Annotated in this window: 32 protein-coding genes; 26 read left to right on the plus strand and 6 right to left on the minus strand. The window is 62.1% G+C overall.

All coding sequences use genetic code 11. The annotated features are described in order from the left end of the window. Positions 1-17: 17 nt before the first annotated feature. The gene (locus tag AC0NIH_RS19190) at positions 18-494 is read right to left on the minus strand and encodes an SRPBCC family protein (RefSeq protein WP_473460425.1); all 477 of its coding nucleotides are present in this window, start codon (positions 492-494) and stop codon (positions 18-20) included. Positions 495-523: 29 nt separating this feature from the next. Next, positions 524-838, minus strand: coding sequence for an ArsR/SmtB family transcription factor (locus tag AC0NIH_RS19195; RefSeq protein WP_023777500.1), 315 nt, complete (start codon positions 836-838; stop codon positions 524-526). A gap of 226 nt (positions 839-1,064) precedes the next feature. Between AC0NIH_RS19195 and AC0NIH_RS19200 the strand changes: the two genes are divergently transcribed. Together AC0NIH_RS19200 and AC0NIH_RS19205 are read left to right on the plus strand one after the other, a co-directional pair. Beyond that, a complete protein-coding gene (locus tag AC0NIH_RS19200; RefSeq protein WP_473460423.1) occupies positions 1,065-1,586 on the plus strand; it encodes a single-stranded DNA-binding protein in 522 nt (173 codons plus the stop codon). A 162-nt stretch (positions 1,587-1,748) separates the two neighbouring features. Next, the gene (locus AC0NIH_RS19205; RefSeq protein ID WP_224729819.1) at positions 1,749-2,174 is read left to right on the plus strand and encodes an OsmC family protein; all 426 of its coding nucleotides are present in this window, start codon (positions 1,749-1,751) and stop codon (positions 2,172-2,174) included. A gap of 45 nt (positions 2,175-2,219) precedes the next feature. Here AC0NIH_RS19205 and AC0NIH_RS19210 read toward each other — a convergent pair whose 3' ends face one another. Both AC0NIH_RS19210 and AC0NIH_RS19215 read right to left on the minus strand, forming a co-directional pair. Continuing rightward, positions 2,220-2,849 (minus strand): MarC family protein, encoded by a 630-nt coding sequence (locus AC0NIH_RS19210; RefSeq protein ID WP_473460420.1) that lies wholly within the window; start codon positions 2,847-2,849, stop codon positions 2,220-2,222. Between the two features lie 115 nt (positions 2,850-2,964). Beyond that, entirely contained in the window at positions 2,965-3,507 is a 543-nt protein-coding gene (locus AC0NIH_RS19215; RefSeq protein ID WP_473460418.1) for a hypothetical protein, read from the minus strand. Positions 3,508-3,593: 86 nt separating this feature from the next. Between AC0NIH_RS19215 and AC0NIH_RS19220 the strand changes: the two genes are divergently transcribed. Both AC0NIH_RS19220 and gyrA read left to right on the plus strand, forming a co-directional pair. Next, positions 3,594-4,442: a helix-turn-helix transcriptional regulator gene (locus AC0NIH_RS19220; RefSeq protein WP_473460416.1), complete on the plus strand. Its 849-nt coding sequence runs from the start codon at positions 3,594-3,596 to the stop codon at positions 4,440-4,442. A gap of 323 nt (positions 4,443-4,765) precedes the next feature. Beyond that, positions 4,766-7,567, plus strand: a complete 2,802-nt coding sequence (gene gyrA, locus AC0NIH_RS19225) for a DNA gyrase subunit A (RefSeq protein WP_473460414.1) — start codon at positions 4,766-4,768, stop codon at positions 7,565-7,567. A 69-nt stretch (positions 7,568-7,636) separates the two neighbouring features. On the opposite strand, the gene AC0NIH_RS19230 is transcribed toward gyrA, so the two are convergent. Beyond that, positions 7,637-7,789 (minus strand): hypothetical protein, encoded by a 153-nt coding sequence (locus tag AC0NIH_RS19230; protein ID WP_013895297.1) that lies wholly within the window; start codon positions 7,787-7,789, stop codon positions 7,637-7,639. A gap of 194 nt (positions 7,790-7,983) precedes the next feature. Between AC0NIH_RS19230 and coaD the strand changes: the two genes are divergently transcribed. From coaD to AC0NIH_RS19275, 9 genes are all read left to right on the plus strand, one after another. Beyond that, the gene (coaD, locus tag AC0NIH_RS19235; RefSeq protein WP_023777492.1) at positions 7,984-8,484 is read left to right on the plus strand and encodes a pantetheine-phosphate adenylyltransferase; all 501 of its coding nucleotides are present in this window, start codon (positions 7,984-7,986) and stop codon (positions 8,482-8,484) included. Between the two features lie 110 nt (positions 8,485-8,594). Further along, positions 8,595-9,089: a peptidylprolyl isomerase gene (locus AC0NIH_RS19240; RefSeq protein ID WP_224729927.1), complete on the plus strand. Its 495-nt coding sequence runs from the start codon at positions 8,595-8,597 to the stop codon at positions 9,087-9,089. A 40-nt stretch (positions 9,090-9,129) separates the two neighbouring features. Then, complete coding sequence (locus tag AC0NIH_RS19245; RefSeq protein ID WP_023777491.1) at positions 9,130-9,642, plus strand: peptidylprolyl isomerase; 513 nt, start codon at positions 9,130-9,132, stop codon at positions 9,640-9,642. A 12-nt stretch (positions 9,643-9,654) separates the two neighbouring features. Further along, entirely contained in the window at positions 9,655-10,104 is a 450-nt protein-coding gene (locus tag AC0NIH_RS19250) for a DMT family transporter (RefSeq protein WP_023777490.1), read from the plus strand. Further along, on the plus strand, positions 10,104-11,192 hold the full coding sequence (gene queA, locus AC0NIH_RS19255; protein ID WP_473460411.1) for a tRNA preQ1(34) S-adenosylmethionine ribosyltransferase-isomerase QueA: 1,089 nt from the start codon (positions 10,104-10,106) through the stop codon (positions 11,190-11,192). The genes AC0NIH_RS19250 and queA overlap by 1 nt, the downstream gene beginning before the upstream one ends. Beyond that, a complete protein-coding gene (locus AC0NIH_RS19260) occupies positions 11,182-11,451 on the plus strand; it encodes a hypothetical protein (RefSeq protein ID WP_224687953.1) in 270 nt (89 codons plus the stop codon). Before queA ends, AC0NIH_RS19260 begins: the two co-directional genes overlap by 11 nt. Then, positions 11,444-12,574 carry a tRNA guanosine(34) transglycosylase Tgt gene (gene tgt, locus AC0NIH_RS19265; protein WP_473460408.1) on the plus strand — a complete coding sequence of 377 codons (1,131 nt, stop codon included), beginning with the start codon at positions 11,444-11,446 and terminating at the stop codon, positions 12,572-12,574. Before AC0NIH_RS19260 ends, tgt begins: the two co-directional genes overlap by 8 nt. Positions 12,575-12,646: 72 nt before the next feature. Beyond that, on the plus strand, positions 12,647-12,940 hold the full coding sequence (locus tag AC0NIH_RS19270; protein ID WP_473460406.1) for an SDR family NAD(P)-dependent oxidoreductase: 294 nt from the start codon (positions 12,647-12,649) through the stop codon (positions 12,938-12,940). A 29-nt stretch (positions 12,941-12,969) separates the two neighbouring features. Then, positions 12,970-13,371: an SDR family oxidoreductase gene (locus AC0NIH_RS19275; protein ID WP_473460404.1), complete on the plus strand. Its 402-nt coding sequence runs from the start codon at positions 12,970-12,972 to the stop codon at positions 13,369-13,371. A gap of 11 nt (positions 13,372-13,382) precedes the next feature. On the opposite strand, the gene AC0NIH_RS19280 is transcribed toward AC0NIH_RS19275, so the two are convergent. Beyond that, complete coding sequence (locus AC0NIH_RS19280) at positions 13,383-13,832, minus strand: DUF4864 domain-containing protein (RefSeq protein ID WP_473460402.1); 450 nt, start codon at positions 13,830-13,832, stop codon at positions 13,383-13,385. 245 nt (positions 13,833-14,077) lie between these two features. On the opposite strand from AC0NIH_RS19280, the gene AC0NIH_RS19285 reads away from it, so the two are divergent. The 13 genes from AC0NIH_RS19285 to AC0NIH_RS19345 all read left to right on the plus strand — a co-directional run bounded on the left by AC0NIH_RS19285 (position 14,078) and on the right by AC0NIH_RS19345 (position 26,989). After that, positions 14,078-14,314 (plus strand): Lrp/AsnC family transcriptional regulator, encoded by a 237-nt coding sequence (locus AC0NIH_RS19285; RefSeq protein ID WP_010909609.1) that lies wholly within the window; start codon positions 14,078-14,080, stop codon positions 14,312-14,314. A 171-nt stretch (positions 14,315-14,485) separates the two neighbouring features. Next, positions 14,486-15,898 (plus strand): circularly permuted type 2 ATP-grasp protein, encoded by a 1,413-nt coding sequence (locus tag AC0NIH_RS19290; RefSeq protein ID WP_224687950.1) that lies wholly within the window; start codon positions 14,486-14,488, stop codon positions 15,896-15,898. 162 nt (positions 15,899-16,060) lie between these two features. Then, positions 16,061-17,002 carry an alpha-E domain-containing protein gene (locus AC0NIH_RS19295; RefSeq protein ID WP_473460398.1) on the plus strand — a complete coding sequence of 314 codons (942 nt, stop codon included), beginning with the start codon at positions 16,061-16,063 and terminating at the stop codon, positions 17,000-17,002. Positions 17,003-17,068: 66 nt separating this feature from the next. Next, the gene (locus AC0NIH_RS19300; protein WP_023764863.1) at positions 17,069-17,863 is read left to right on the plus strand and encodes a transglutaminase family protein; all 795 of its coding nucleotides are present in this window, start codon (positions 17,069-17,071) and stop codon (positions 17,861-17,863) included. A gap of 31 nt (positions 17,864-17,894) precedes the next feature. Continuing rightward, positions 17,895-18,626 carry a proteasome-type protease gene (locus AC0NIH_RS19305; RefSeq protein WP_013895309.1) on the plus strand — a complete coding sequence of 244 codons (732 nt, stop codon included), beginning with the start codon at positions 17,895-17,897 and terminating at the stop codon, positions 18,624-18,626. Positions 18,627-18,736: 110 nt separating this feature from the next. Then, the gene (locus AC0NIH_RS19310; protein WP_473460396.1) at positions 18,737-20,149 is read left to right on the plus strand and encodes a pyridoxal phosphate-dependent decarboxylase family protein; all 1,413 of its coding nucleotides are present in this window, start codon (positions 18,737-18,739) and stop codon (positions 20,147-20,149) included. A 129-nt stretch (positions 20,150-20,278) separates the two neighbouring features. Then, on the plus strand, positions 20,279-21,046 hold the full coding sequence (locus AC0NIH_RS19315) for a DeoR/GlpR family DNA-binding transcription regulator (protein WP_023764865.1): 768 nt from the start codon (positions 20,279-20,281) through the stop codon (positions 21,044-21,046). A gap of 126 nt (positions 21,047-21,172) precedes the next feature. Beyond that, positions 21,173-22,699 (plus strand): glycerol-3-phosphate dehydrogenase, encoded by a 1,527-nt coding sequence (gene glpD, locus AC0NIH_RS19320; RefSeq protein WP_473460394.1) that lies wholly within the window; start codon positions 21,173-21,175, stop codon positions 22,697-22,699. A 41-nt stretch (positions 22,700-22,740) separates the two neighbouring features. Further along, the gene (locus AC0NIH_RS19325; RefSeq protein ID WP_224687947.1) at positions 22,741-23,820 is read left to right on the plus strand and encodes an ABC transporter ATP-binding protein; all 1,080 of its coding nucleotides are present in this window, start codon (positions 22,741-22,743) and stop codon (positions 23,818-23,820) included. Between the two features lie 10 nt (positions 23,821-23,830). Next, positions 23,831-24,913: an ABC transporter ATP-binding protein gene (locus AC0NIH_RS19330; protein ID WP_023764868.1), complete on the plus strand. Its 1,083-nt coding sequence runs from the start codon at positions 23,831-23,833 to the stop codon at positions 24,911-24,913. Beyond that, on the plus strand, positions 24,914-25,780 hold the full coding sequence (locus AC0NIH_RS19335; RefSeq protein WP_023764869.1) for a carbohydrate ABC transporter permease: 867 nt from the start codon (positions 24,914-24,916) through the stop codon (positions 25,778-25,780). 1 nt (position 25,781) lies between these two features. Then, positions 25,782-26,699 carry a carbohydrate ABC transporter permease gene (locus AC0NIH_RS19340; protein ID WP_023764870.1) on the plus strand — a complete coding sequence of 306 codons (918 nt, stop codon included), beginning with the start codon at positions 25,782-25,784 and terminating at the stop codon, positions 26,697-26,699. A gap of 2 nt (positions 26,700-26,701) precedes the next feature. Next, a complete protein-coding gene (locus AC0NIH_RS19345) occupies positions 26,702-26,989 on the plus strand; it encodes a DUF2160 domain-containing protein (RefSeq protein ID WP_023764871.1) in 288 nt (95 codons plus the stop codon). Positions 26,990-26,998 lie beyond the last annotated feature (9 nt).

A 26,998-nucleotide genomic window follows, 5' to 3' on the forward strand; every position in this document is an offset into this window, starting at 1 on the left:
GTCTCCGATTTCTATGTTCACGCCGCGCGCAGCAGAAGGCGCGGCGTGTTCGCGGCGATGGGCTTCCTGGCCTCGTGCAACCCCAGCGAAAGCCGGCAGCAGGCACCAGCCATGGCGACGGCTGGCATGGCTTTGCGGGCAAAGCCGTCATGGACGATGCGCAGATGCGTGCCGCCGGAAACGGTGCGGGCGAGCGTGAAGGTGACGGTGCTGTCGAGCGGGTCCTGCCGTGTCGCATCGCCCGGCTGCTCCCGCCAGGAATAGCGCAACAGGCGTTCGGGCTCGGCGTCGAGGATTTCGCATTCGATCGGAGCCTCCGGTCCCGCGAAGGCAAAACGGCTGCCGGCCTGCGGCCTGATGTCGTTCGGCATCATCCAGGCGGCGAGCAATTCCGGCACGGTCAGCGCTCGCCACACCTTTTCGGGCGGCTCGGCAAGATCGTATTCGAACTCCAGCGCACCCTGGGCGACTTCGTTTTGGTTTTTGGCGTTCATTGATCCCAATCCTTCACGGGTCCAAACCTCTACTGATCCATGTCCTTCAAAACCGTCTTCAGCCTTTCGATACGCTCCGGCCAGAAGGTCCGGTAGCGGTCGATCCAGGAGAGCAGGGGCGCAAGCCCCTGCGGATCGGCGCGGTAATAGGCGTTGCGGCCGGCCCGCCGCTCGACCACGAGGCCGGCGCTACGCAGCACCGCCAGATGCTGCGACACCGCCGGCTGCGACACCGTCAGGCCGCTGCGCAATTCCGACACGCTCATCTCTGCCGTGGCGAGACGCTCGAAGACGGCGCGGCGCGTCGGGTCGGCCAGGGCGCGGAAAATCTCTGCTTCGATCATAGCGAAAGCATAAGTCTATACTTATTGATTTGGCAAGTGGTGTTTTGAAACCCATATGCGGGGCTCGGGCATTGCTGCCATTCCTTGACAATCAGCGGCGGTGCATATAGGAACGAAAAGGGAACAAAAACCTTGTGGGAAAAGCCAGCCTTAGCAGGCGGCTGGCATTCGCAGCCTGTAAGGTGCTGCGACAAAAATTTGTTTCGGATGAGCGCGGAGAAATATCATGGCGGGTAGCGTCAACAAGGTCATTCTGGTCGGCAATCTCGGTGCGGACCCTGAAATCCGCCGCCTGAACTCGGGCGAGCCGGTCGTCAACATTCGCATCGCCACGTCGGAAAGCTGGCGCGACAAGAATTCGGGCGAGCGCAAGGAAAAGACCGAGTGGCACAACGTCGTCATCTTCAATGAGGGCATAGCCAAGGTCGCCGAGCAGTACCTGAAGAAGGGCATGAAGGTCTATGTCGAGGGCCAGCTGCAGACGCGCAAATGGCAGGACCAGACCGGCGCCGACAAATACACGACGGAAGTCGTGCTGCAGAAATTCCGTGGCGAGCTGCAGATGCTCGACGCGCGCGGCCAGGGCGAGGGCGGCCAGGCCGGCGGCTACTCCGGCGGCAACAGCCGTGGTTCCGATTTCGGCCAGTCCAGCCCGAACGAGAGCTTCAACCGCGGCGGCGGCAGCGCTCCCAGGGGCGGCGGTGGCGGCGGTTCGTCGCGCGAGCTGGACGACGAAATCCCGTTCTGATCAAGGCGGGCTCTGATCGAAACGGCGGCCGCCAGTTTTTGGCCAAGCCCAGTTTTGGCTCAAGCATTGTGCCCCGGGAGTCCCAATGGACTTTCGGGGTTTTGCATTGTCGAATTGAGCGCTGGCCGAGCGGTCAAGGAAATACGGTGAAGGACGAGTTCGATGAAAGCACGCGTGAAATGGGTGGAGGAACGCACATTCATCGGTGAGTCCGGCAGCGGTCATAAGGTCGTGCTGGGAACCGCGTCCGGCCCGGAAGGCAAGACGCCGGGGCCGAGCCCGATGGAACTGGTGCTGATCGGCACCGGCGGCTGTTCGGCCTATGATGTCGTCCATATCCTTGAAAAGGGCCGCGAGGCGGTCGAGGACTGCGTCGTCGAGCTCGATTCCGACCGGGCCGAGACCGACCCAAAGGTGTTCACGCGCATCCACATGCATTTCGTCGTCAAGGGCAGGGCGCTCTCGCCGGAAAAGGTCAAACGAGCGATCGACCTGTCGATCGAGAAATACTGCTCGGCCTCGGCAATGCTGGCCAAGACGGCGACGATCACGCATGATTTCGAAGTGATCGATACGACGGCGAGGTAGGCAGTAGGCAGTAGGCAGTAGGCAGTAGGCAGTAGGCAGTACTGTTCAACTCGCCATCAGCGCCTTGATGCCGTCGGCGACGAACTGTACGGCCAATGCCGCCAGGATGACGCCGAGCAGGCGGGTCAGGATCGAACGCCCGGTCTGGCCGAGGATGCGGTCGATGCGCTCCGACAGTACGAACACCAGATAGGTGATGGCGAGGCAGACGAAGATGATGCCGACCAGCGCGGCTTGCGCCGCAAAACCCTGAAACGAGCCGGAGAGCAGCACCGTCGCCGAAATGGCGCCGGGGCCGGCGATCAGCGGGATCGCCAGCGGGAAAGCGGCGATGTTGTGGATCATGTCCTTGGTGATGGCGACGTCGCCGATCTTCTCCTTGCGGTCCTGCCGGCGCTCGAACACCATTTCAAAGGCGATGAAGAACAGCAGAAAACCGCCGGCGACACGGAAGGCTGGCAGCGTGATGCCGAACACCGACAGGATGGAGGCGCCGGCGACGGCGAACAGCGCCATCACCAGGAAGCCGATGATCGAGGCGCGGATCGAGACCTGCTGGCGCTCCTCGCGGTTCATGCCGCGCGTCACGGCGAGGAACAGCGGCGCCAGGCCGGGCGGGTCGATGGTCACCAGAATGGTGACGAAGGCGTTGAACAAGCTGTCGAAGCTCGGCATCTCTGACCCCTCCCGCCGGGCCGAGCCCGTGCCTGCAATTGGTAGAGCAAAGCAGGGGTACTGAAAACAGGCTGTGGCGTGAAATGCTGGCAGGACAGAGGGGCGTGGAGGATCGCTATCCATCATTTCGAGCTTCATTCGCGCGGCGGGCCAGGAATTCGACCTCAAGCCGCCATGTCGTGCCATCGTCGTGCGAACGCTCGCCAAGCCAGCGGAAGCTGTGTTCGGTGATGCGCGAAAAACTCCAGCGCACCGAGGAGCCGGTGCCGTCGGCGCCGACCTGCACGATCGTGTCGCCCTCGGCGCGGCCGAGCTGGCGGCTGAAGTACTGGTTGCGCGGATCACTCCAGAAGATGTGCCAGGCGTCCGCGGCGGGATCATAGACCCGCAGCGTCGTGCCATAGAACGTCCATTTGCCGAGCGAAGGCTGGGAGCCAGTACTCCGCGCGGGCAGGATCCAGACGTCCTGGATGGCGCGGCCTTCCAGCACCCAGCCGAAATGCACCTCGCCACGCCCGGTCAGCACCGTGCCGTCCTCAAGGTGGCGCGAGGCGTCGAATGTCCAGGCACCGACGAAGCGGCCGTAAAGATTGAGTTTTTCGGCAAGCCCGCCGATCGGTCCGGGGCTGTGCAGTGCTTCGGCAAAGGGGTCGAACATGGCCGTGGTCTCTTTTTGTCAGGAGACCGTGAGGATTAGCCGGTGACGGGGTTCTGGGCTTGGGAAAAATTGCTATATTTCGGCCCATGACGGGCACAACGCATACGCTCGCATTTGGACCTGGCTGGCATGTGGCGGATGTGATCTGCACGGCCGGCGCCGGCGACCGGCCGTTCGAGGAGGCGCATCGGGATTTTTGTGTCGCGGCGGTGACCAGCGGCACGTTCCGCTACCGCGCGCAGCAAGGCACCGCGATGCTGGCACCCGGCGCCCTCCTGCTCGGCAATCCCGGCACCTGCTACGAATGCGGTCACGAACATGGCGGCGGCGACCGTTGCCTCTCGTTCCATTTCAGGCCGGACTACATGGAACGGATCGTGGCCGATGTGCCAGGCGCCAGGAAACCTGCCTTCGACGCGCCACGCCTGCCGCCTTTGCCGGCCTTGGCACCATTGTTGGCCGAGGCGGAAGCCGCGCGCGAAATGGCCGACAAGGACGCCTTCGAGGAATTGTCCGTGCGCATTGCCGCTGCCGCAGTCGCCACGGTTTCCAGCGCCACGCCTGCCAGGCGCGCCCCGAGCCGCCGCGACCAGAAGCGGGTGGCCGAGGCGGTGCGGCGCATCGAACTGGATGCCGACGGGCCGGTTTCGCTTTCAGTGTTGGCCGATGAAACGGCGACCAGTCCCTATCATTTCCTGCGCACCTTCCGGCAGGTCGCCGGCATGACGCCCTATCAGTTCCTGCTCAAGACCCGGCTGCACCGCGCGGCGGTGCGGCTGCGCATGTCCAAGGATGCGATCTCGGCGATCGCCTTCGAGGCCGGCTTCAACGATTTGTCGACTTTCAACCGCCGTTTCCGGCGCATCATGGGCGAGACGCCGGGCAACTATCGCGCTCGCCGATCAAGCGCCCTGGCAAGCGGGCGTCTCGGCTGAAGCGGGCGCAGTCCGACGTCGGCACGTACCGCCAACCTTGCGATCAGTCGCCGTCGAGATCGCGGCGCAGCCACCCGCTCAGCGCTCGCAAGGCAGCCACGGGCTCCAAATTCAGGGCACCCGCGGCTTTCGTTCGGCGAAGTTGGTCCCTTGCCGGCTTTTGCCTTGGCGGCCAAAAGCGTTGTGGCCATATCGTCGCAATCAGCGGTATCCTTTTGAAATTACCACCAAAAATGACACTGGAAAAGTGCCGCGAATATTGGAGTTTCGGCCGTGCTTCCTATATAAGCGTCAAGTGATTCCTGATTAGATTGTGATCCGATTTGACCGACCAAAAAACACCGCGCGGCGCCGACGGCGGCCCTACCGGCATCGAGCCGATCTCCATCATCGAGGAGATGCAGAGCTCCTACCTGTCTTACGCCATGAGCGTGATCGTCAGCCGTGCGCTGCCCGATGTGCGCGATGGCCTCAAGCCGGTGCACCGCCGCATTCTCTACGCCGCACATGAGAGCGGCTACCACTGGAACCGCAAATATGTGAAGTCGGCACGCCCTGTCGCCGACGTGATGGGTAAATACCATCCGCATGGCGACGCCTCGATCTATGACGCGTTGGTGCGCATGGCGCAGGATTGGTCGCTGCGCGTGCCGCTGATCGACGGGCAGGGCAATTTCGGCTCGATCGACGGCGATCCGCCGGCGGCGATGCGCTACACCGAATCGCGCCTGACCAAGGTCGCGCATGAATTACTGGAGGACATCGACAAGGACACCGTCGATTTCCAGGACACGTATGACGCGTCCGACACCGAGCCGAAGGTGCTGCCGGCGCGCTTCCCCAACCTTCTGGTCAACGGTTCCGGCGGCATTGCGGTCGGCATGGCCACCAACATTCCGCCGCACAATCTGAGCGAAGTCTGCAACGGCGCGATCGCCATCATCGACAATCCGGCGATCGACTTGCCGGCGCTGATGGAGATCATTCCGGGGCCGGATTTCCCCACCGGCGGCATCGTGCTTGGCCGTTCGGGCATCTACAGCGCCTATGCGACCGGCCGCGGCTCCATCGTCATGCGCGGCAAGGTCAACATCGAACAGCGCGGCAATGACCGTGAATCGATCATCATCACCGAGGTTCCCTACCAGGTGAACAAGGCCTCGATGATCGAGAAGATGGCCGAACTGGTGCGCGACAAGCGCATCGAGGGCATTTCCGACATCCGTGACGAAAGCGACCGCCAGGGCTACCGCGTCGTCATCGAACTGAAGCGCGACGCCGTTGCCGACGTCATCCTCAACCAGCTTTACCGCTTCACGCCGCTGCAGACCTCGTTCGGCGCCAATATGGTGGCGCTGAACGGCGGCAAGCCGGAAGTGATGAACCTGACCGATATGCTGAGGGCGTTCGTCTCCTTCCGCGAAGAGGTGATCACGAGGCGCACCAAATTCCTGCTGCGCAAGGCGCGCGACCGCGCCCATGTGCTGGTGGGTCTGGCCATCGCCGTCGCCAACATCGACGAAGTGATCAAGCTGATCCGCACCGCGCCGGATCCGCAGACGGCGCGTGAGCAGTTGATGGAGCGGCGCTGGCCGTCTGGCGACGTCGAGTCGCTGATCCTTCTGATCGACGATCCGCGCCATCGCATCAACGAGGACGGCACCTACAATCTGTCCGAGGAACAGGCGCGCGCCATCCTCGAACTGCGCCTGCAGCGCCTGACGGCACTTGGCCGCGACGAAATCGCCGACGAGTTGAACACGATCGGCGCCGAAATCATTGATTATCTGGACATTTTGTCGTCCCGCGCGCGGGTCCAGCAGATCGTCAAGGACGAGCTTGCCGCCGTGCGCGACGAGTTCGGCACGCCACGCCGCACCGAACTCACCGACGGCGGCGCCGATATGGAAGACGAGGACCTGATCCAGCGCGAGGACATGGTCGTGACGGTGAGCCATTCCGGCTACATCAAACGCGTGCCGCTGTCGCTCTACCGGGCGCAGCGCCGTGGCGGCAAGGGCCGCTCCGGCATGTCGACCAAGGAAGAGGATTTCGTGACCCGGCTGTTCGTGGCCAACACGCACACGCCGGTGCTGTTCTTCTCCTCGCGCGGCATCGTCTACAAGGAAAAGGTCTGGCGGCTGCCGATCGGCAATCCGCAATCACGCGGCAAGGCGCTGATCAACATGCTGCCGCTGGAGCAGGGCGAGCGCATCACCACCATCATGCCGCTGCCGGAGGACGAGACGAGCTGGGGCGAGCTCGACGTGATGTTCGCCACGACGCGCGGCACCGTGCGCCGCAACAAGCTGTCCGACTTCGTCCAGGTCAACCGCAACGGCAAGATTGCGATGAAGCTGGAGGAAGAGGGCGACGAAATCCTCGGCGTCGAGACCTGCACCGACAATGACGATGTGCTTCTGACGGCGAATTCGGGTCAGTGCATCCGCTTCTCCGTCGGCGACGTGCGCGTCTTCCAGAGCCGCAATTCCGTCGGCGTGCGCGGCATCACCATGGCTGCGACCGACCGCATCATCTCCATGTCGGTGATCGAGCATGTCGATGCTTCTCCGGCGGAGCGTGCCGCTTACCTCAAGCGGGCGGCGTCGGAGCGGCGGCTTGCCGCCGAGACGGCGGGAGAGGAAGAAGAGATCGCGCTGACCAATGAGGAGATCGGCGAGGAGACGGAGCTTTCCGACAGCCGTTACGAAGAGCTCAAGGCGCATGAACAGTACGTTCTGACTGTGACCGAATATGGCTACGGCAAGCGCTCCTCGTCCTATGATTTCCGCCTGACCGGCCGCGGCGGCAAGGGCATCCGCGCTACCGACGTGTCGAAAACCGCCGAGATCGGCCAGCTGGTGGCGACCTTCCCGGTCGGCAATGACGACCAGATCATGCTGGTGTCGGACGGCGGCACCGTCATCCGGGTACCAGTCAACGGCATCCGTTTCGCCAGCCGCGCCACCAAGGGCGTGACCATCTTCAACACGGCTGCGGGTGAAAAGGTGGTTTCGGTCGAGCGGATATCCGAACCGCAAGCGGACGAGGAAATCGAAGAAGCCGTCGAGGGCGGTTCTGAGGCCAGCCCTACACCAGACGCTGGCACCGATAGCGCGGAATAACTGCCGCGGCAGGTTCTGGACATAGCAACGCCGGCCCATTGGCCGGCGCGGCAGCAAGTCTGGACTAACTTAGTAGTGACGATAGGGCTTGCGGGGGCCGAAGCCTTCGAAGCGCTTGGTGGTGGCCCTGACGCGGACCCGTTGCGCCTCCTGATGCAGCCCGAATACTGTGGCGATCAGCATGGCGACGGTCATTGCGGTGGCGAGCATGTAGATCAGCATTTGCGTGTTCTCCTGCGCCTTACAACGGATAGATGGGATTTTGGTTTCATCTTATTAAGGTGCAACCTAGTGAACGCTGCGTGAAGGCTTCGTGATCAGCGTGTTCATCTGTCGTTCATGCGGCGGAAAAGGTTCACGGCTTCGGCGCCGATCGGATTTGCCTTTGCGGCGGAGGCTCGCTAGAAGCACCAGCCATGACTGAACGAATTGCCCTCTATGCCGGCTCTTTCGACCCGCTGACCAACGGCCATCTCGATGTGCTGAAAGCATCGCTGGCCGTGGCCGACGTCGTCTATGCGGCAATCGGCATTCATCCGGGCAAGAAGCCGCTGTTCTCCTTCGAGGAGCGGGTGCAGCTCATCGAAGCCGCCACCAAGGCCGAATTCGGCAGGGAGGGCGGCCGCATCAAGGTGGTCGCCTTTGACGGGCTGGTCATCGACGCCGCCAGGAGAGAAGGCGCCTCGATCATGATCCGGGGCCTGCGCGATGGGACCGATCTCGACTACGAAATGCAGATGGCCGGCATGAACGAAACCATGGCGCCGGAACTGCAGACGGTTTTTCTGCCCGCCAGCCCGTCGGTACGCACCATTACCGCCACACTTGTGCGCCAGATAGCCTCGATGGGAGGCGACATCCGCCCCTTCGTGCCGGCGGCCGTCGCCGGTGCGCTCACCGCCAAATTCGCAAAATAAGTTTCTCGGAGAAGACCATGCAGCTGAAAAAGCTCGCCTCGTTCCTCGTCGTGCTTGCCGGTCTCGTGACCGCATCGATCTCGGCCCATGCCGCCGATCCCGAAAACACCATGATCATCACCCTGAAGGGCGGCGACGTGACCATCGCGCTGCGGCCCGACCTAGCGCCCAAGCACGTCGCGCAGATCAAGAAGCTTGTGCGTGATCATGCTTACGACAACGTCGCCTTCCACCGTGTCATCGACGGCTTCATGGCGCAGACCGGCGACGTGAAGTTCGGCAATATGGAGAAGGGTTTCAACCCCCAGGCCGTCGGCACCGGCGGTTCCGACCTGCCCGACCTGCCGGCCGAGTTCTCGCAGACCGAGCACTACAAGCGCGGCGTGGTGGGCATGGCCCGCTCGCAGGACCCGAACTCCGCAAACTCGCAATTTTTCATCATGTTCGCGCCGGCGCCGCCGCTCGACGGGCAGTACACCATCGTCGGTAATGTGGTCAGCGGCATGGACCTGGTGGACAAGATCAAGAAGGGCGACGAGGCGGACAACGGTACGGTCTCCGATCCCGATCGGATGATCAAAGTGCGCATCGCCGCAGACAAGTAAAATTGTTAAATAAATCTGTTTTATCAAAAGGATAACTGACATGGCCGAGATCAAGGACCGCGAGAACGCGCTCATCATGGAAACGACCAAGGGCAAGGTCGTAATCGAACTTCTCCCCGATTTGGCACCTGGCCATGTCGCCCGCATCAAGGAACTGGCTCGGGAAGGCGCCTATGACGGCGTGGTCTTCCACCGCGTCATCGAAGGCTTCATGGCGCAGACCGGCGACGTCAAGTTCGGCAATTCGAACAAGCCGACCTTTGCTCCTTCCCGCGCCGGCATGGGCGGCTCCGACAAGCCGGACCTCAAGGCCGAATTCTCCAATGCCAACCACGGCCGCGGCACCTGTTCGATGGCCCGTTCGCAGAACCCGAACTCGGCCAACTCGCAGTTCTTCATCTGCTTCGACGATGCGGCCTTCCTCAACCGCCAGTACACAGTGTGGGGCCAGGTCATCGAAGGCATGGACAATGTCGACAAGATCAAGCGCGGCGAGCCGGTGCAGGATCCCGACAAGATCGTGTCGCTGAAGGTCGCGGCCGACGTCAAGTAAGGTAATACGACAATGATGGGCGTCGTCTGGTCGCTTCTCGGCATCCTGTCCGGCGCCTTCATTGCCATTCAGGCGCCGATCAATTCGCAGCTGGCGCGCGGCCTGGGGCTCCCGGTCGCGGCGGCTGCGTTCTCGTTCCTGTCGGGCGCGGTGGTGCTCGGCATCATCGCCGTCATCGTGGTCAAGCTGCAAGGCATCTCACTCGACTGGAAGGCGCCGGCGCCCTGGCTGTTCGTCGCCGGCGGCATGCTCGGCGGCTTCTACGTCACGTTGTCGACGATCCTCACGCCCCGCATCGGTGCCGCCGCACTGATGGCGTTCCTGGTTGCAGGGCAACTGCTGGCCGGCATGCTCATCGACCGCATAGGCTTCCTCGGTGTCGCGGTGCGTGAAATCTCGCTCGGCCGCGTTGCCGGCGCGGTGCTGCTCTTGGCCGGAGCGCTGCTCGTCCGGCTCTACTGATGCGTGTCGATCTCTTTGATTTCGACCTGCCTGAGGAGCGCATCGCGCTTCGACCGGCGGAGCCGCGCGACAGCGCCGGGATGCTGGTGGTCAGACCGGGCGAGGCGCTCGACGACCGCAGGGTTGGCGACCTGCCGTCCTTGCTCAGGGCCGGCGACGTGCTGGTGTTCAACGACACCAAGGTCATCCCGGCGCAGCTCAAAGGCATAAGGCGGCGCGGCGAGGCGCAGGCGCAGGTCGAGGCCACGCTGCACATGCGCATGGCGCCGGACCGCTGGCTCGCCTTCATGCGGCCAGGCAAGCGTGTTGCCGCCGGCGACCGCATCCATTTCGGCCATGACGGCAATTCCTGTTTCCTCGGCCAGCTCGACGCGACGGTGATCGAGAAGGGCGAGGGCGGCGAGGCGCTGCTCGGCTTCGACCTTTCGGGTCCGTTCCTGGACGAGGCGCTGCATGCCGTCGGCCACATACCGCTGCCGCCCTATATCGCCTCGAAGCGTGATGACGACGAGCGCGACCGGGCCGACTACCAGACCATCTATGCCCGGGAGGAAGGAGCCGTTGCGGCGCCCACCGCAGGCCTGCATTTTACCGCGGAGCTGTTTGCCGCGCTCGACGTCAAAGGTGTCGAACGCCGGTTCGTCACTCTTCATGTCGGCGCCGGCACGTTCCTGCCGGTGAAGGCGGACGATACCGCCGACCATAAGATGCATGCCGAGATCGGTTCGGTCAGCGTGGCGACCGCCGAAGCGCTCAACGCGGCGAAGGCGAGGGGCGGGCGCATCATTGCCGTTGGCACGACGTCGCTGCGCTTGCTGGAAAGTGCTGCGCGTGACGACGGCACATTGGCTGCCTGGTCTGGACCGACCGACATCTTCATCACGCCCGGCTATCGCTTTCGCACCGCCGACATGCTGATGACCAATTTCCATCTGCCGCGCTCGACCCTGTTCATGCTGGTGTCGGCCTTCAGTGGCCTGGAGACGATGCGTGCCGCCTATGCGCATGCCATCGCCGAGCGCTACAGGTTCTATTCGTATGGAGACGCAAGCCTGCTTTATCGAGCGGAGACGAGCAATGGACGATGATCTGCAAGCCCTCGGTCGCGAAAGCCTGATCGCGGAGGTGAAGAAGCTGCGCGCCGGCATTCGCGCACACCGCGATGCTTCCGGGCACGATCTGTGCTGGCATCATCCCGACCTCTGGGATCTGCTGCCGGAGAAGACCGAGCCATCGATTGCGGTGCCGCCTTGGCCCAAATTCATGCGCGGCTGCATCCAATATCGCCAGTCGCTCGACAGCCAAGCGCCGGACGCGCCGGTTCATGACAAGGAATTCAATGGCTAAGCCGTTCTCTTTCAAGGTTCTGGCGACCGACGGCAAGGCACGGCGCGGGGTGATCGACATGCCGCGCGGCGAAATCCGCACGCCGGCCTTCATGCCGGTCGGCACCGGCGGCACGGTCAAGGCCATGTACATGGACCAGGTGCGCGGCGTCGGCGCCGACATCATCCTTGGCAACACCTATCATCTGATGCTGCGGCCCGGAGCCGAGCGCGTGGCGCGGCTTGGCGGCTTGCACGAGTTTGCCCGCTGGCCGCAGCCGATCCTGACCGACAGCGGCGGTTTTCAGGTCATGTCGCTGTCGAAGCTGCGGAAGCTGACCGAAAAGGGCGTCACTTTCCGTTCCCATATCGACGGCGCCGCTTATGAAATGTCGCCGGAGCGCTCGATCGAGATCCAGGGTCTGCTCGATTCCGACATCCAGATGCAGCTCGACGAATGCACGGCGCTGCCGGCCGAGATCAAGGAGATCGAGCGCGCCATGGAGCTGTCGCTGCGCTGGGCCGAGCGCTGCAAGACGACGTTCGGCGACCAGCCGGGCAAAGCGATGTTCGGCATCGTACAAGGCGGCGACAACGCGGCACTGAGGGTGCGCTCGGCGCAGGCGCTGAGCGCCATGGAACTGAAGGGTTATGCGGTCGGCGGGCTCGCGGTCGGCGAACCGCAAGCGGTGATGCTGGAAATGCTCGACATCACCTGTCCGGAACTGCCTGACGACAAGCCGCGCTATCTCATGGGCGTCGGCACGCCCGACGATATCCTGAAGTCGGTGGCGCGCGGCATCGACATGTTCGATTGCGTGATGCCGACGCGGGCCGGCCGCCACGGCCTTGCCTACACCAGGCGCGGCAAGGTCAATCTGCGCAATGCCCGCCACGCGGACGATCCGCGCCCGCTCGACGAGGAAAGCGACTGCCCGGCGGCGCGGGATTATTCGCGCGCCTATCTGCACCATCTGGTGCGCTCGCAGGAAGCACTTGGTGCGATGCTGCTGACCTGGAATAATCTCTCGTATTATCAAAAGCTTATGCAGGATATCCGAGCCGCGATCGAGGCGCAGACCTTCGAGGCGCGCGGTGCAGAAATTACCGAGGGTTGGGCGAGAGGCGATATTCCCGTCCTTTGAACGAGCGTGCATCTACCTGACAACGATTGACTGGTCGATTGTCCGGACGCAGAGTCCGGTCGGGGTTAAACCATGACCGTGACTTATGACTTTGGTGGCAAGACCGCGATCGTGACCGGCGGCTCAAGAGGCATCGGCAAAGCCGTTGCCACACAGTTGATACAGTCCGGTGCCGATGTCTGGATATGGGATGCAGATCCCTTGCCTCTCGATGGCGCCCATTGCCAGACTGTCGATGTGACCAAGGCACACCAGATAAAGGACGCCTTGGCCGGGATCATAGCCAATGACAGGCGGATCGATATCGTCATTAACAATGCAGGCTACCTTGGCAGTTATCGCGGGTCGAGGCCTTCGATCCGATAGAGTGGCAACGCATCATCGGCGTCAACCTGATGGGCGTTTTCGAAGTCACTCACCAGGTTCTCCCGATCATGCGCAAAGCCGGGAGTGGTCGTATCGTCAACATGGGTTCGCTGGCGGGCAAGGAGGGACTGCCGAACCTAGCAGCCTATTCCGCGGCAAGTGCGGGTGTCATTGCCTTCACGAAGGCATTGTCGCGTGAGGTCAGTGACACCGAAATCCGCGTCAATTGTGTCGCGCCGGGGCCGATCGACACCGAACTCATCAGGCGCCTTGGCAACGATGTCGTCGACGAGATGATCAACGCCAGTCCGCTCAGGCGTCTCGGCTCCGCGGATGAGGTCGCGGCATTGGTGCTTTGGCTATGCTCCGATGCCAGCGCGTTCAACACTGGAGCGGTGTTCGATATGTCGGGAGGCAGGGCGCGTTATTAAGTGCTCTCTGCTCAGGTGCTCAGCGAATTCGACGCCCGCAAGCTGCAGCCGGTGATCTGGAACGTGCCGTCCGGCTGCTGCTGCAGCGTGTAGACCGCCTCGTAGTTCTTGCCGTCGGGCCCGACGATCAGCACCTGCTGGATAATCGAACCCGGGCCAGTCTGCTCGACCTTGCCGAAGGCATAGGATTGTGGCCTGCGCACCGGCGGGTAGCCGTTGGTCACCATGTTCATGAAGGCGTCGACGGTCGGGAAGACCTGCTTCACGTTTGGCGCGGCGAAGCTGTAGGCCCTGGCGCCGTCATTGGCTATGAGGGCTTTCAACTGACCGTCGATGACAGCCTGGCCGGCCTTGATCTCGGCATCGCCGGCAAAGGCCCCTGATATGAAGATGGGCGACATGAAGATGGACGACACGAAGATGAATGGAATGACTGCGAATGCGAAAAAGGCGCGGCGCATGGCCTGTCTCCGTTGTCCCTCGAAAAGGGCTTCCCTCAAAATCGCTGTCCGAAGACGCATCATAATATACGCTCCGCGGCATATCGCGGTTTCAGCGATTGCGAATATTCGCAAAGACGATAACCGAGCTACCGGAAGCTGCGGCCAAGGCTCGGGCCGGCTAAGGTTGGATTCCAACGCTTGAAAGCCCGCCTCCAGTCTGCCAGAAGGGCCGCTTGGACTTGGACGTTTAGCGGGACGAAGCCATGAAGGCGTTTTTCGTGCAGATCAAATGCGAGCTGGGCAAATCCTATGAGGTTGCCAGCGCGCTTGCCGATGCCGAGATCGCCTCGGAGATCTACTCCACCGCCGGCAACTACGATCTGCTCGCCAAGTTCTATGTCGACGATGAGGAAGACGTCGGCCATTTCGTCAACGAGAAGGTGCAGATTCTCCCCGGCATCAAGGATACCTTCACCGTCGTCACCTTCCGCGCATTCTAGCCGCCAAACGCTGTTGCCCGGGCAGGAGGCAAAGGCTGATCAAGGTCATATTTAGGCTGCCTGAATTTTAGGCAGCCGCAAGATACTGATCGCCCGCTTCCCCCAAATCACCGATTGCGCTTGATTTTCTCCAGCGACGCCAGTGAAATGGTGTCACAGGGGAGTACGCGATTGCCAGCGTTCGATGAAATGCTTCCGGAAGTCTCCGGATTGAGAAGACCGTATTCGGCTTACGATCGCTGGCTGAAGGAGCAGGATCCAGCCAGACTTACCGAGAAGATGCAGGACGCCGAACGCGTCTTCCGCAAGACCGGCATAACCTTCGCCGTCTATGGCGAGCAGGAAGCTTCCGAACGGCTGATCCCTTTCGATATCGTCCCACGCATTATTTCAGGCAATGAGTGGCGCCGCCTCACGCAAGGCATCGAACAACGCGTGCAGGCGCTGAACGCCTTTCTCGACGATATCTACCATCGGCAGGAAATCCTCCGAGCCGGCCGCGTTCCCAGGGAATTGATCGCCAAGAACGAGGCGTTTTTGCCGGAAATGATCGGCGTTCGGCCGCCGGCCGGCGTCTACACCCATATCATCGGTGTCGACATCGTCCGCATCAGCGAGGACGAATTCTACGTGTTGGAGGACAATGCGCGCACACCCTCCGGCGTCTCCTACATGCTGGAGAACCGCGAAACGATGATGCAGCTGTTTCCCGAGCTGTTCCAGAAGATCAAGGTGCGGCCGGTGGAGAACTATCCGCAGCTTCTGCGCCAGTCGCTGGCGGCGGTTCGCCCGCAAGGCACCAAGGGTGCGCCGACCATCGCGGTGCTGACGCCCGGCAGTTTCAATTCCGCCTATTTTGAACACGCTTTTCTCGCCGACCAGATGGGCGTGCAGCTGGTCGAGGGGCAGGATCTGCGCGTGGTCGACGGCCATGTCGCGATGCGCACGACCGAGGGCTACAAGCAGATCGACGTGCTCTACCGCCGTGTCGATGATTCCTTTCTCGACCCGCTGACCTTCCGGCCGGATTCGGCGCTTGGCGTGCCAGGCATCATGGATGTCTATCGTGCCGGCAACATCACCATCGCCAATGCGCCGGGCACCGGCATCGCCGACGACAAGGCGATCTATTCCTACATGCCCGAGATCGTCGAATTCTACACCGGCCGCAAGGCGATCCTCGGCAACATCCCGACCTGGCGCTGTTCGGAAGCGGACAGCCTGAAATACGTGCTCGAGCATATCCACGAATTGGTGATCAAGGAAGTGCACGGCTCGGGCGGCTACGGCATGCTGGTCGGGCCGGCGGCGACGAAAAAGGAATGCCAGGATTTCGCCAAGAAGCTGGCGGCAAAACCTTCCAACTACATCGCGCAGCCCACTCTGGCGCTGTCGACCTGTCCGATCCTGACCGACAAGGGCCTGGCGCCGCGCCACGTCGATCTCCGACCTTACGTGCTGGTGTCCGACCGCATCCAGATCGTACCCGGCGGGCTGACGCGCGTCGCGTTGAAGGAAGGCTCGCTGGTGGTCAATTCCTCGCAAGGTGGCGGCACGAAGGACACCTGGGTGCTGGATGATTGAGAGAGCGAATAGGCAGTAGGCAGTAGGCAGTAGGCAGTAGGCAGTAGGGAATAGTCAGTAGTGAGTAGAAGAGGGGACCGGGAAATGCCATATTCCATTGAGATGCAAGCACTTACTATTCTCTACTCACTATTCCCTACTCACTAGCCCGAAGGGCCTCCCATGCTTCTCGGCCGCACCGCCAACGGGCTCTACTGGATGAACCGCTATATCGAGCGGGCTGAAAACATGGCGCGGCTGGTCGATGCCGGGTTGCGCATGGCGCTGACCCGCACCCAGAGCGCTTCGGAAGAGTGGAATTCGGTGCTGCTCAGCGCCGGCTCGGATGTCACCTTCACGCAGAAATACCAGGACTATACGGCCGCCAATGTCTCCGATTTCCTGCTTCGCGACACGTCGAACCCTTCGAGCACGATGTCGTCGATCGAGACGGCCCGCAACAATGCGCGCATGGTGCGCACCGCGCTGACGCGCGAGACATGGGAAAGCATCAACGAAGCCTGGATGGCGCTGAAGCGGATGCTGGCAAGGCCGATCGACGAGCGCGACCTGCCGAGCGTCCTCGACGCGATCAAGCGCGAGACGGCGCTGATCCGAGGCTCGTTCTACGGCACCATGCTGCGCAACGAGATTTTCGATTTTTCGCAGCTCGGCACCTATGTCGAGCGCGCCGACAACACGGCGCGCATCCTCGACGTGAAATATTACGTGCTGTTGCCGTCGATTTCCTGGGTCGGCTCGACACTCGACAACTACCAGTGGGAATCGATCCTGCGCTCGGTGTCGGCGCATCGCTCCTACCGCTGGGTTTACGACGCCGACTACAAGCCGACCAACATCGCCGATTACCTGATCCTCAATGTGCGCATGCCGCGTTCGCTGACCTTCTGCTATCGCTTCCTGTCGGAGCATCTGAAATTTCTTGGCGACGACTATGGCGAGCGGCATGCCTGCCATGCCACGGCGGACAAAACACAGGCGATGCTGAGGGCCGGATCGATCAAGGATATATTCGACACCGGCCTGCACGAGTTCCTGGCGGGGTTCATTCGCGACAACACCAGGCTCGGCGACGAGATCGCGCAGGATTACCGGTTTTATTGAGCATGATCCCGCAAAGTGGAAACCGGTTTGCGGACAAGATCATGCTTACAAACGGAAAATGACCCCATGCGGCTCAAGATCACTCACCGGACGGAATACCGCTACGATGCGCCGGTGCAATATCTGCTCCAGAGGCTGCGGCTGCTTCCGGTGAGCGGGCCGACGCAGACGGTGCTGTCCTGGGCGCTGAAGATCGAAGGCGCGCGCGAGGAAGTGCGATTTACCGATCACTACGGCAACGATACCAGGCTGCTGAGCGTCGAGGGTGACCGCGACTTCATCACTGTCGAGGCGTCCGGCGAGGTGGTGACGCGCGATACATCAGGCGTATGCGGACCACACCAGGGCTTCGCGCCGCTCTGGCTGTTCGCGCAGGAGACGTCCTTGACCACGATCGGCAACGGCATTCGCGATCTTGCCGAGACCGTCGGCAAGGGGACCGACATCGAAAGGCTGCATCGGCTGATGGCCATCATCTGCGAACGCGTCGCCTATACGCCGGGGACCACCAACGCGACGACGTCGGCGGAAGAAGCCCTGGCGCTTAAGACCGGGGTCTGCCAGGACCATGGCCATATCTTCGCCGCCGCCGCGCGTGCGATGGGATTTCCGGCCCGCTATGTCAGCGGCTATCTGATGATGGACGCCGCTGTCGAGCAGGCGGCAAGCCACGCCTGGGCCGAAGCCCATGTCCCGGGCCTCGGCTGGGTTGCCTTCGACCCAGCCAACGGTATCTCTCCCGACGAGCGCTATGTGAAGGTGGCCACCGGTCGCGACTATCGCGACGCCTCGCCGGTGTCGGGAATTCGCCTGGGACAGGCGGAAGAACTGCTTGCGGTCACCGTCACGGTAGAGCAGTAATCCCGCAAGGATTGGTGCCAGAAGAGATTCCATGACCTATTGCGTCGGCCTCAAGATCGATCGCGGGCTCGTGTTCATGTCGGACACGCGCACCAATGCAGGCATGGATTCGATCTCGACCTTCAAGAAGATGCATGTCTGGGAAGAGCCCGGCGAGCGCGTCATCGTTTTGATGTCGGCCGGCAATCTGGCGACGACGCAGGCCGTGGTCAGCCTGCTGGACGAGCGCACGAAGGCCGTGGCGGACCGCCATGCGACGCTGCTCGAAACGCCGTCCATGTACCAGACGGTGCGGCTGGTCGGCGACACCGTCAAGGAAGTGATCGCGCACTCTTCGCCAGCGGGCGAGAAGGCTGATTCCTATTTCAACGCCTCCTTCATCCTGGGCGGCCAGATCAAGGGCAGCCCGCCCAGGCTGTTCATGATCTATCCCGAGGGCAATTTCATCGAGTCCACCGACGACACGCCGTTCTTTCAGATCGGGGAGACCAAATACGGCAAGCCGATCATCATCCGCGCCTATGAGCGGACGATGAGCCTCGCCGAGACGGTGAAGCTGCTGCTGGTTTCCTTCGATTCGACGCTGAAGTCGAACCTGTCGGTCGGCCTGCCGCTCGACCTGCTTTTCCTGGAGAATGATGCCTTCAAGGTCGGTTTGAGGAAGCGGATCGGCCAGGACGACCAGTATTATCGCACGATCTCCGATGGCTGGTCGAATGCGTTGAAGACGGCCTTTGCCAGCCTGCCGGATTTTCCTGGCTAGGGCGCGTGCGGCGGGCATCAGCCGTTGCATATGCTTCACATGTTAATTAGTAATGGGTTTTGAAAGCCGGACGAAGGGTGCCGGCATTGCGATCGTGTCGGGAGGACAGGATGAACAACAATGATTTCCGGCGATGGTCGCAACGCGCCGCCGAGTGGGGCGCCGACTATCGCGACAATTTGCGCGAGCGGCCGGTGCGGCCGCTGGTCGAGCCGGGCGACATCTTCAGGAGCATAGAAGCCTCGCCGCCCGAAGACGCGGAACCGATGGACAGGATCTTCGCCGATTTCGAGGAGAAGATCGTGCCGGGGATGACGCATTGGCAGCATCCGCGTTTCTTCGCCTATTTCCCGGCCAACGCCGCGCCGGTCTCGGTGGTGGCGGAGTACCTGGTGTCGGCGATGGCCGCGCAATGCATGCTCTGGCAGACCTCGCCGGCGGCGACCGAACTCGAAACGCGCACCGTCGACTGGATGCGCCAGGCGCTCGGCCTGCCGCAGGGTTTTTCCGGCGTGATCCAGGATTCGGCCTCGTCGGCGACACTGAACGCGGTGCTGACCATGCGCGAACGGGCGCTGGACTGGCAAGGCAACAAAAAGGGGCTGGCCGGGCAGGCGCGGTTGCGCATCTATTCCTCCGACCAGGTACACACCTCCATCGACCGGGCGATCTGGGTGTCGGGTATCGGCGAGGACAATCTGGTGCGCATTCCGGTCGCCGGCCGTTTTCGCGCCATGGATACTTCGGCTCTCGAAGCGGCGATTATCGCGGACCGGCAAGCCGGCATGCTGCCGGCGGGGATCATCGCTTGCGTTGGCGGCACCAGCACCGGCGGTACCGATGATATTGCCGCGGTCGCCGAGGTGGCGCGGCGGCACGGGCTTTATCTCCATGTCGATGCGGCATGGGCGGGGTCGGCAATGATCTGTCCCGAGTACCGGCATTTCTGGACCGGCGTCGAAGGCGCCGATTCGATCGTCTTCAATCCGCACAAATGGCTGGGCGCGCAATTCGACTGTTCCATCCAGTTCCTGCGCGATCCCGAAAGCCATGTCAGGACGCTGGCCATCAAGCCGGACTATCTGAAGACCCATGGTCACGACGGCATCATCAATTACTCCGAATGGTCGGTGCCGCTCGGCCGGCGCTTCCGCGCGCTGAAATTGTGGTTCCTGCTGCGAGCCCACGGGCTGGAAAACCTGCGCACGATGATCCGCAACCATGTCGCCTGGAGCGAAGGCCTCGCAGCGCGGCTGGCGACAGAGGCGGATTTCGAGATCGTCAGCCAGCCGATGCTCTCGCTGTTCTCGTTCCGGCACAAGGCGGCCCCGGGCGTCGATTCCGACGAACACAATCTGCGGCTGGTCAATGCGATCAACGACGACGGCCGCATCTACCTGACGCAGACGAGGGTCGACGGGCGGGTGGCGATCCGCTTCCAGGTGGGTCAGTTCGAGGCGACGGCTGGCGACGTCGATGCGGCTTTCGCGGTCATCACCGAAGTCGCGCGCGCCATGTCCTAATCAAGGCTGTTCTTGATTGCGCAGGAGTTTGCCTTTGCGATCATATGATTTTCGTTAGCCGGCTTGTGCCTTTTCATCGGTTTCGTTTTCAACTATGCTCAAGAAAAACGAAAACGGGAGCTTGCCTAAATGTATTTGTCGCCGCGCCATGCCGAAATCGTCCAGATGGCCAAGGATAATGGGCGCGTGCTGGTCGACGACCTGGCAACCCATTTCAACGTGACGCCGCAGACCATCCGCAAGGATCTCAACGACCTCTGCGACCAGCGGCTGCTTTCGCGCATCCATGGCGGCGCGTTGTTTCCCTCGGGCATAGAGAACATGGAGTACGAGGCGCGGCGCAAGATTGCCGCCGAAGAGAAGGAAGCGATCGGACGCGCGGCGGCCAAGCTGATCCCCGACAACGCTTCGCTGTTCATCAACATCGGCACCACGACCGAGTCGGTCAGCAAGGCTTTGCTCGACCACAACGGTCTCATGGTGATCACCAATAACATAAATGTTGCCAATAGGATGCGCATATATCCTTCGATTGAGGTGGTGATTGCCGGCGGGGTGGTGCGCGGCTCCGATGGCGGTGTCGTGGGTGAAGCGGCGGTCGATTTCATCAAGCAGTTCAAGGTCGACTATGCGGTGATTGGCGCCTCGGCGATCGACCATGACGGCGCCTTGCTCGATTTCGATTTTCGCGAGGTGAAGGTGGCGCAGGCGATTATCGCCAACGCAAGGCATGTCATCCTGGTTTCCGATCAGACCAAATTCGAACGCACCGCGCCTGTGCGCATTGGCCATCTGTCGCAGGTCAACACCTTCATCACCGATCGCTGCGACATCCCTTCGGTGCGCAAGATCTGCCAGGAGGCAGAGGTTCAGCTGATCGAGACGTCGCTCGGCTAAGAGGTTTCACAGCCGTCTCACAGGCTCGTGATATTTCGTTTGACATTCGTTATCAGTTCGAAATAATTCCACCACGGTTTCGCAAAAGACCCAAAATGGTGCAATGCGAAATCGTGGAGGAACTAAGTGGACGCATCTTCAATCCGTGACATTTTCGTCATAGGTGGCGGAATCAACGGCTGCGGCATCGCCCGCGATGCCGTCGGTCGTGGCTTTTCGGTTTTTCTCGCCGAGATGAACGATCTCGCCAGCGGAACATCCTCCGGTTCGACCAAGCTGATCCATGGCGGGCTGCGCTACCTCGAATTCTACGAATTTCGCCTGGTGCGCGAGGCGCTCATGGAACGCGAGGTTCTGTGGAAGAACGCCCCGCACATCATCTGGCCGATGCGCTTCGTGCTGCCCTATGCCAAGGGCCTGCGCCCGGCCTGGCTGATCCGGCTCGGCCTTTTCCTCTACGACCATATTGGCGGGCGCAAATTGCTGCCGGCGACCAGGACGCTCGACATGGCGAGCGATCCGGCAGGCAAGCCTTTGAAGCCCTTGTTCAAGAAGGCCTTCGAATATTCGGATGGCTGGGTCAATGATGCACGCCTGGTGGCGCTCAACGCGCGCGATGCCGCCGACCGGGGAGCGACGATCCGAACCCGCACCAAGGTGATCGGCGCGCGCCGCGAAGGCGGCACCTGGGCGATCAAGATCGAGAACCTGCAGACGGGCGAGACCGAGGAGATCAAGGCAAGGCTGCTGGTCAATGCCGCCGGTCCATGGGTCGACCATGTCCTGTCCGGCGTCGTCGGCCAGAACGATGTCCACAATGTCCGCCTCGTGCAGGGCAGCCACATCGTCATCGCCAAGAAATTCGACGATCCGCGCGCCTATTTCTTCCAGAACAGGGATGGCCGCATCATCTTCGCCATTCCCTACGAGGAAGAGTTCACTCTGATCGGCACCACCGACCGGGATTATCCCGGCGATCCGCACGACGTGAAGATCAGCGACACCGAGATCGACTATCTCTGCGCCGCGGCCAGCGAGTATTTCGCGCAACCGGTAAAGCGCTCGGACATCGTCTGGACCTATTCGGCGGTTCGCCCGCTCTATGACGACGGCGCCTCCAAGGCGCAGGAAGCAACACGCGACTATGTGCTGAAGGCCGATGGCGGCGACGGCGCGGCCCCGATCGTCAATGCTTTCGGCGGCAAGATCACCACCTATCGCCGGCTGTCGGAATCGATGCTGGAAAAGATCGAGGGTTTTCTCGGCAAGCGCGGAAAGCCATGGACCGCCAACGCGCCGCTGCCGGGAGGCGACTTCCCCGCCACCGGTTTCGACGCGCAGGTGGCGAAGCTGAAGGTGGCCTACGCGTTCCTCGACGCGCGCCTTGCCCGCCGGCTGACCAGGCTTTACGGGACCCGTGCACAGATCCTGCTTGGCCTTGCCAAATCGAATGCCGATCTCGGCCGCAACTTCGGCGGCGACCTCTACGAGGCCGAAGTGCGCTATCTCGTTGAAAACGAATGGGCTATTACGGCGGAAGACGTGCTGTGGCGGCGGACCAAACGCGGCCTGCATCTTGGCCGCGAGCAGGTTTCCGTACTCGATGAATTCATGCGTGGCATAAGCCGGCGGCACGTCGCGGCCGCTGAATGAAGAGGTTTTGAGCTGATGCGGAAAGCCTGGGAGGAGGCGTCATGCTGGAACTGAGGAACGTCACCAAGACAGTGGGTGCGATCGAGCACATCCGCGATGTGTCGCTGACGCTTCAGCACGGCTCGCTCAACGTCCTGCTCGGCCCAACGCTTTCAGGCAAGACCAGCCTGATGCGGCTGATGGCCGGCCTCGATGTGCCGACTTCCGGCTCGGTCTGGTTCGACGGCCAGAATGTCACCGGCATGCCGGTCCAGAAGCGCAAGATCGCCATGGTCTACCAGCAGTTCATCAATTACCCGGCGATGACGGTCTATGAGAACATCGCCTCGCCGCTGCGGGTGGCCGGCATCGAGCAGGCCAGGATCGACAGCCAGGTGCGGGAAGCCGCCGCACTGCTGAAACTGACGCCCTATCTCGATCGCACGCCGCTCAACCTGTCGGGCGGGCAGCAGCAGCGCACCGCATTGGCGCGTGCCATCGTCAAGAATGCCAGCCTGGTGCTGCTCGATGAGCCGCTCGCCAATCTCGACTACAAGCTGCGCGAGGAATTGCGCGCCGAACTGCCGAGGATATTTGCCGCCGCCGGCACTATCTTCGTCTACGCCACGACCGAGCCGCACGAGGCGTTGCTGCTCGGCGGCAACACCGCGACGCTGTCGGAAGGCCAGATCACCCAGTTCGGGCCGACCATCGATGTGTTCCGCAAGCCGGTCGACTTGGTGACGGCCAGGACTTTCGCCGATCCACCGCTCAACACCATCGTGCTGGCCAAGAAAGGTGCCGATTTCCTGCTCGAGGGCGGGGTGAAGCTGCCGGTGCCTGCCGAACTCGTCGGCATTGCCGACGGCAATTACACGATCGGCTTCCAACCGCACCATCTGTCGCTAGAACGGCCCAATGCCGTTGCCGTGCCGGTGCGGGCAAAGGTCACCATCACCGAGATCACCGGTTCTGAAAGCTTCGTCCATCTCGATTTCGCCGATGCGCGGTGGGTGATGCTGGCCCACGGCATCCGCGATTTCGAGACCGACGAGGTGGTCGAGGTGTTCATCGATCCGCGTCACATCATGGTTTTCGACGAGCACGGCCGCGCCGTGACCGCGCCGAAGCTGGCGGCATAGGGAGGGCGATATGGCGCGCATCGACGTCAACCACATCAGGCATTCCTACCTGCCGAACCCGCGCACCGATGCCGATTTCGCGCTGCGCGAAGTGCACCACACCTTCGAGGACGGCGGCGCCTATGCGCTGCTCGGGCCTTCCGGCTGCGGCAAGACCACGCTGCTCAATATCATTTCGGGCCTGCTGCATCCCTCGCACGGCCAGTTGCTGTTCAACGGCAGGGACGTGACCACCCTGTCGACGCAGGAGCGCAACATCGCGCAGGTGTTCCAGTTCCCGGTCATCTACGACACCATGACCGTCTACGACAACCTGGCCTTCCCGCTGCGCAATCGCGGCGTGCCGGAGGCCGATGTCGACCGCAAGGTGCGCGAGACGCTGGAGATGATCGACCTGGCGTCATGGGCCAAGAAGAAGGCGAGGGGCCTGACCGCCGACCAGAAGCAGAAGATATCGCTCGGCCGCGGCCTGGTGCGCTCCGACGTCAACGCCATCCTGTTCGACGAGCCGCTGACCGTCATCGATCCGCACATGAAGTGGGTGCTGCGTTCGCAGCTCAAGCAGCTTCACCGCCGCTTCGGCTACACCATGGTCTATGTCACGCACGACCAGACCGAGGCGCTGACCTTCGCCGACCAGGTGGTGGTCATGTTTGACGGCGGCATCGTCCAGATCGGCACGCCGGCGGAACTGTTCGAGCGGCCGCGCCACACCTTCGTGGGCTATTTCATCGGCTCGCCCGGCATGAACGTCATGCCGGTGGCGATCGATGGCAAGACGGCGACGCTCGGCTCGCAGCGCATCGAATTGCCGGGCATACCCAAGACAGCCAGCGGTGGTGTCGAGCTCGGCATTCGTCCCGAATATGTCAGGCTCGGCCGCGACGGAATGGCCGTTTCCATCAGCAAGGTGGAGGATCTTGGTCGCCACAAGGTGGTGCGCGCCAAGCTGGAAGGCCGCGACATCGCGGCGGTCATCGGCGAGGACGAGACCGTGCCGGCAGAACCGAAAGTGCGGTTCGATCCGGCCGGCATCAACATCTACGCCGATTCCTGGCTGGTTGAGATGCGGCGCGTCGAGATGGGGGCATAGATGGACAAGACCTGGAACAACAAGGCCTGGTTCCTGGTGCTGCCGGTGCTGGTGCTGGTGGCATTCTCGGCCGTCATCCCGCTGATGACCGTCGTCAACTATTCGGTGCAGGACACGTTCGGCAACAACGTCTTCTTCTGGGCCGGAACGGAATGGTTCGAGGAATTGCTCTCGTCGAGCCGCTTCTGGGAGGCGATGAGCCGCAACCTGATCTTCTCCTTCATCATCCTGGCCATCGAAGTGCCGCTCGGCATCTTCATCGCGCTCAACATGCCGAAGAAGGGCTGGGGCGTGCCGGTTTGCCTGGTGCTGATGGCACTGCCGCTGCTGATCCCGTGGAATGTCGTCGGCACCATCTGGCAAGTGTTCGGGCGCAACGACATCGGCCTGCTCGGCTACTACGTCAATGCGCTCGGCATCGACTATAATTATGTGCAGGATCCTTATGACGCCTGGGTCACCATCATCATCATGGATGTCTGGCACTGGACCAGCCTCGTCGTGCTGCTCTGCTACGCCGGGCTGGTGTCGATCCCGGATGCCTTCTATCAGGCGGCCAAGATCGACGGCGCCTCGCGCTGGGCGGTGTTCCGCTACATCCAGTTGCCGAAGATGCAGCGCGTGCTTCTGATCGCCGTGCTGCTGCGCTTCATGGACAGTTTCATGATCTACACCGAACCCTTTGTCGTCACCGGCGGCGGGCCGGGCAATTCGACGACGTTCCTGTCGATCGACCTTGTCAAAACGGCGCTTGGCCAATTCGACCTTGGGCCGGCGGCGGCCATGTCGCTGGTCTACTTCCTGATCATCCTGTTGTTGTCATGGGTGTTCTACACCGTGATGACCAACTACGACGCGGAGCGCTGAGATGGGCCGCGCCAACGAGACGACGACGGAGCGTGATCGGGTGAGCCAGGTTTCGGAAGGGCTCTCAAGCGCGCTGTCGCAGAGCGAAATCGATCGGCGCATGCGCCGGCGCGGCGAGGAATCGCGCTGGTGGTGGATCGTGCCGACACTCTACATCATCGTGCTTTTGCTGCCGATCTACTGGCTCATCAATATGAGCTTCAAGACCAATGCAGAGATCGTCTCGTCGCTGACGCTCTACCCGCACGCGCCGACACTCGCCAACTACGTCACCATCTTCACCGATGCGTCCTGGTATTCCGGCTACATCAACTCGATCACCTATGTGGTGATGAACATGGTGATTTCGGTGGCGGCGGCATTGCCGGCGGCCTACGCCTTTTCGCGCTACCGCTTCCTCGGCGACAAGCATCTGTTCTTCTGGCTTTTGACCAACCGCATGGCGCCGCCGGCGGTGTTCGCGCTGCCGTTCTTCCAGCTCTATTCGGCATTCGGGCTGATCGACACGCATATCGCGGTCGCGCTGGCGCACTGCCTGTTCAATGTGCCGCTGGCGGTGTGGATCCTCGAGGGCTTCATGTCGGGCGTGCCGAAGGAGATCGACGAGACCGCCTATATCGACGGCTATTCGTTCCCGCGCTTCTTCGTAAAGATCTTCATGCCGCTGATCGCCAGCGGCATCGGTGTCGCCTGCTTCTTCTGCTTCATGTTCTCGTGGGTCGAATTGCTGATCGCGCGCACGCTGACGACCACCGATGCCAAGCCGATCGCCGCCACCATGACGCGTACGGTTTCGGCCGCCGGGATGGATTGGGGCCTGCTCGCCGCTGCCGGCGTGCTGACGCTGATCCCCGGCGCGCTGGTGATCTGGTTCGTCCGAAATTATATCGCCAAGGGCTTTGCCCTGGGGAGGGTATGATCATGAATTTCGACCTCACCTGGATGGCGTGGACGTGGCCGACGGCGGCGTTCTTCGCAACCATTCTGCTGCTGCTTTGCGGCATGGCGGCGTGGGAATACGCCTCGCCGGGCGGCAATCCGCGCGTCGGCGTGCTGCGCTTCGAGACGACGCGCGGCGACCGTCTTTTCCTGTCGCTGCTTGGCAGCGCCTTTATCCATCTCGCTTGGCTGGGTCTTGTCGGACCCAACCTGTGGTGGGCTCTCGCTCTCTCCGTGGTCTACGCCGTCGGCGTGTTCCGCTATGTATAGAGGGGGAAA

The sequence above is a fragment of the Mesorhizobium sp. WSM1386 genome (genome assembly GCF_055901595.1).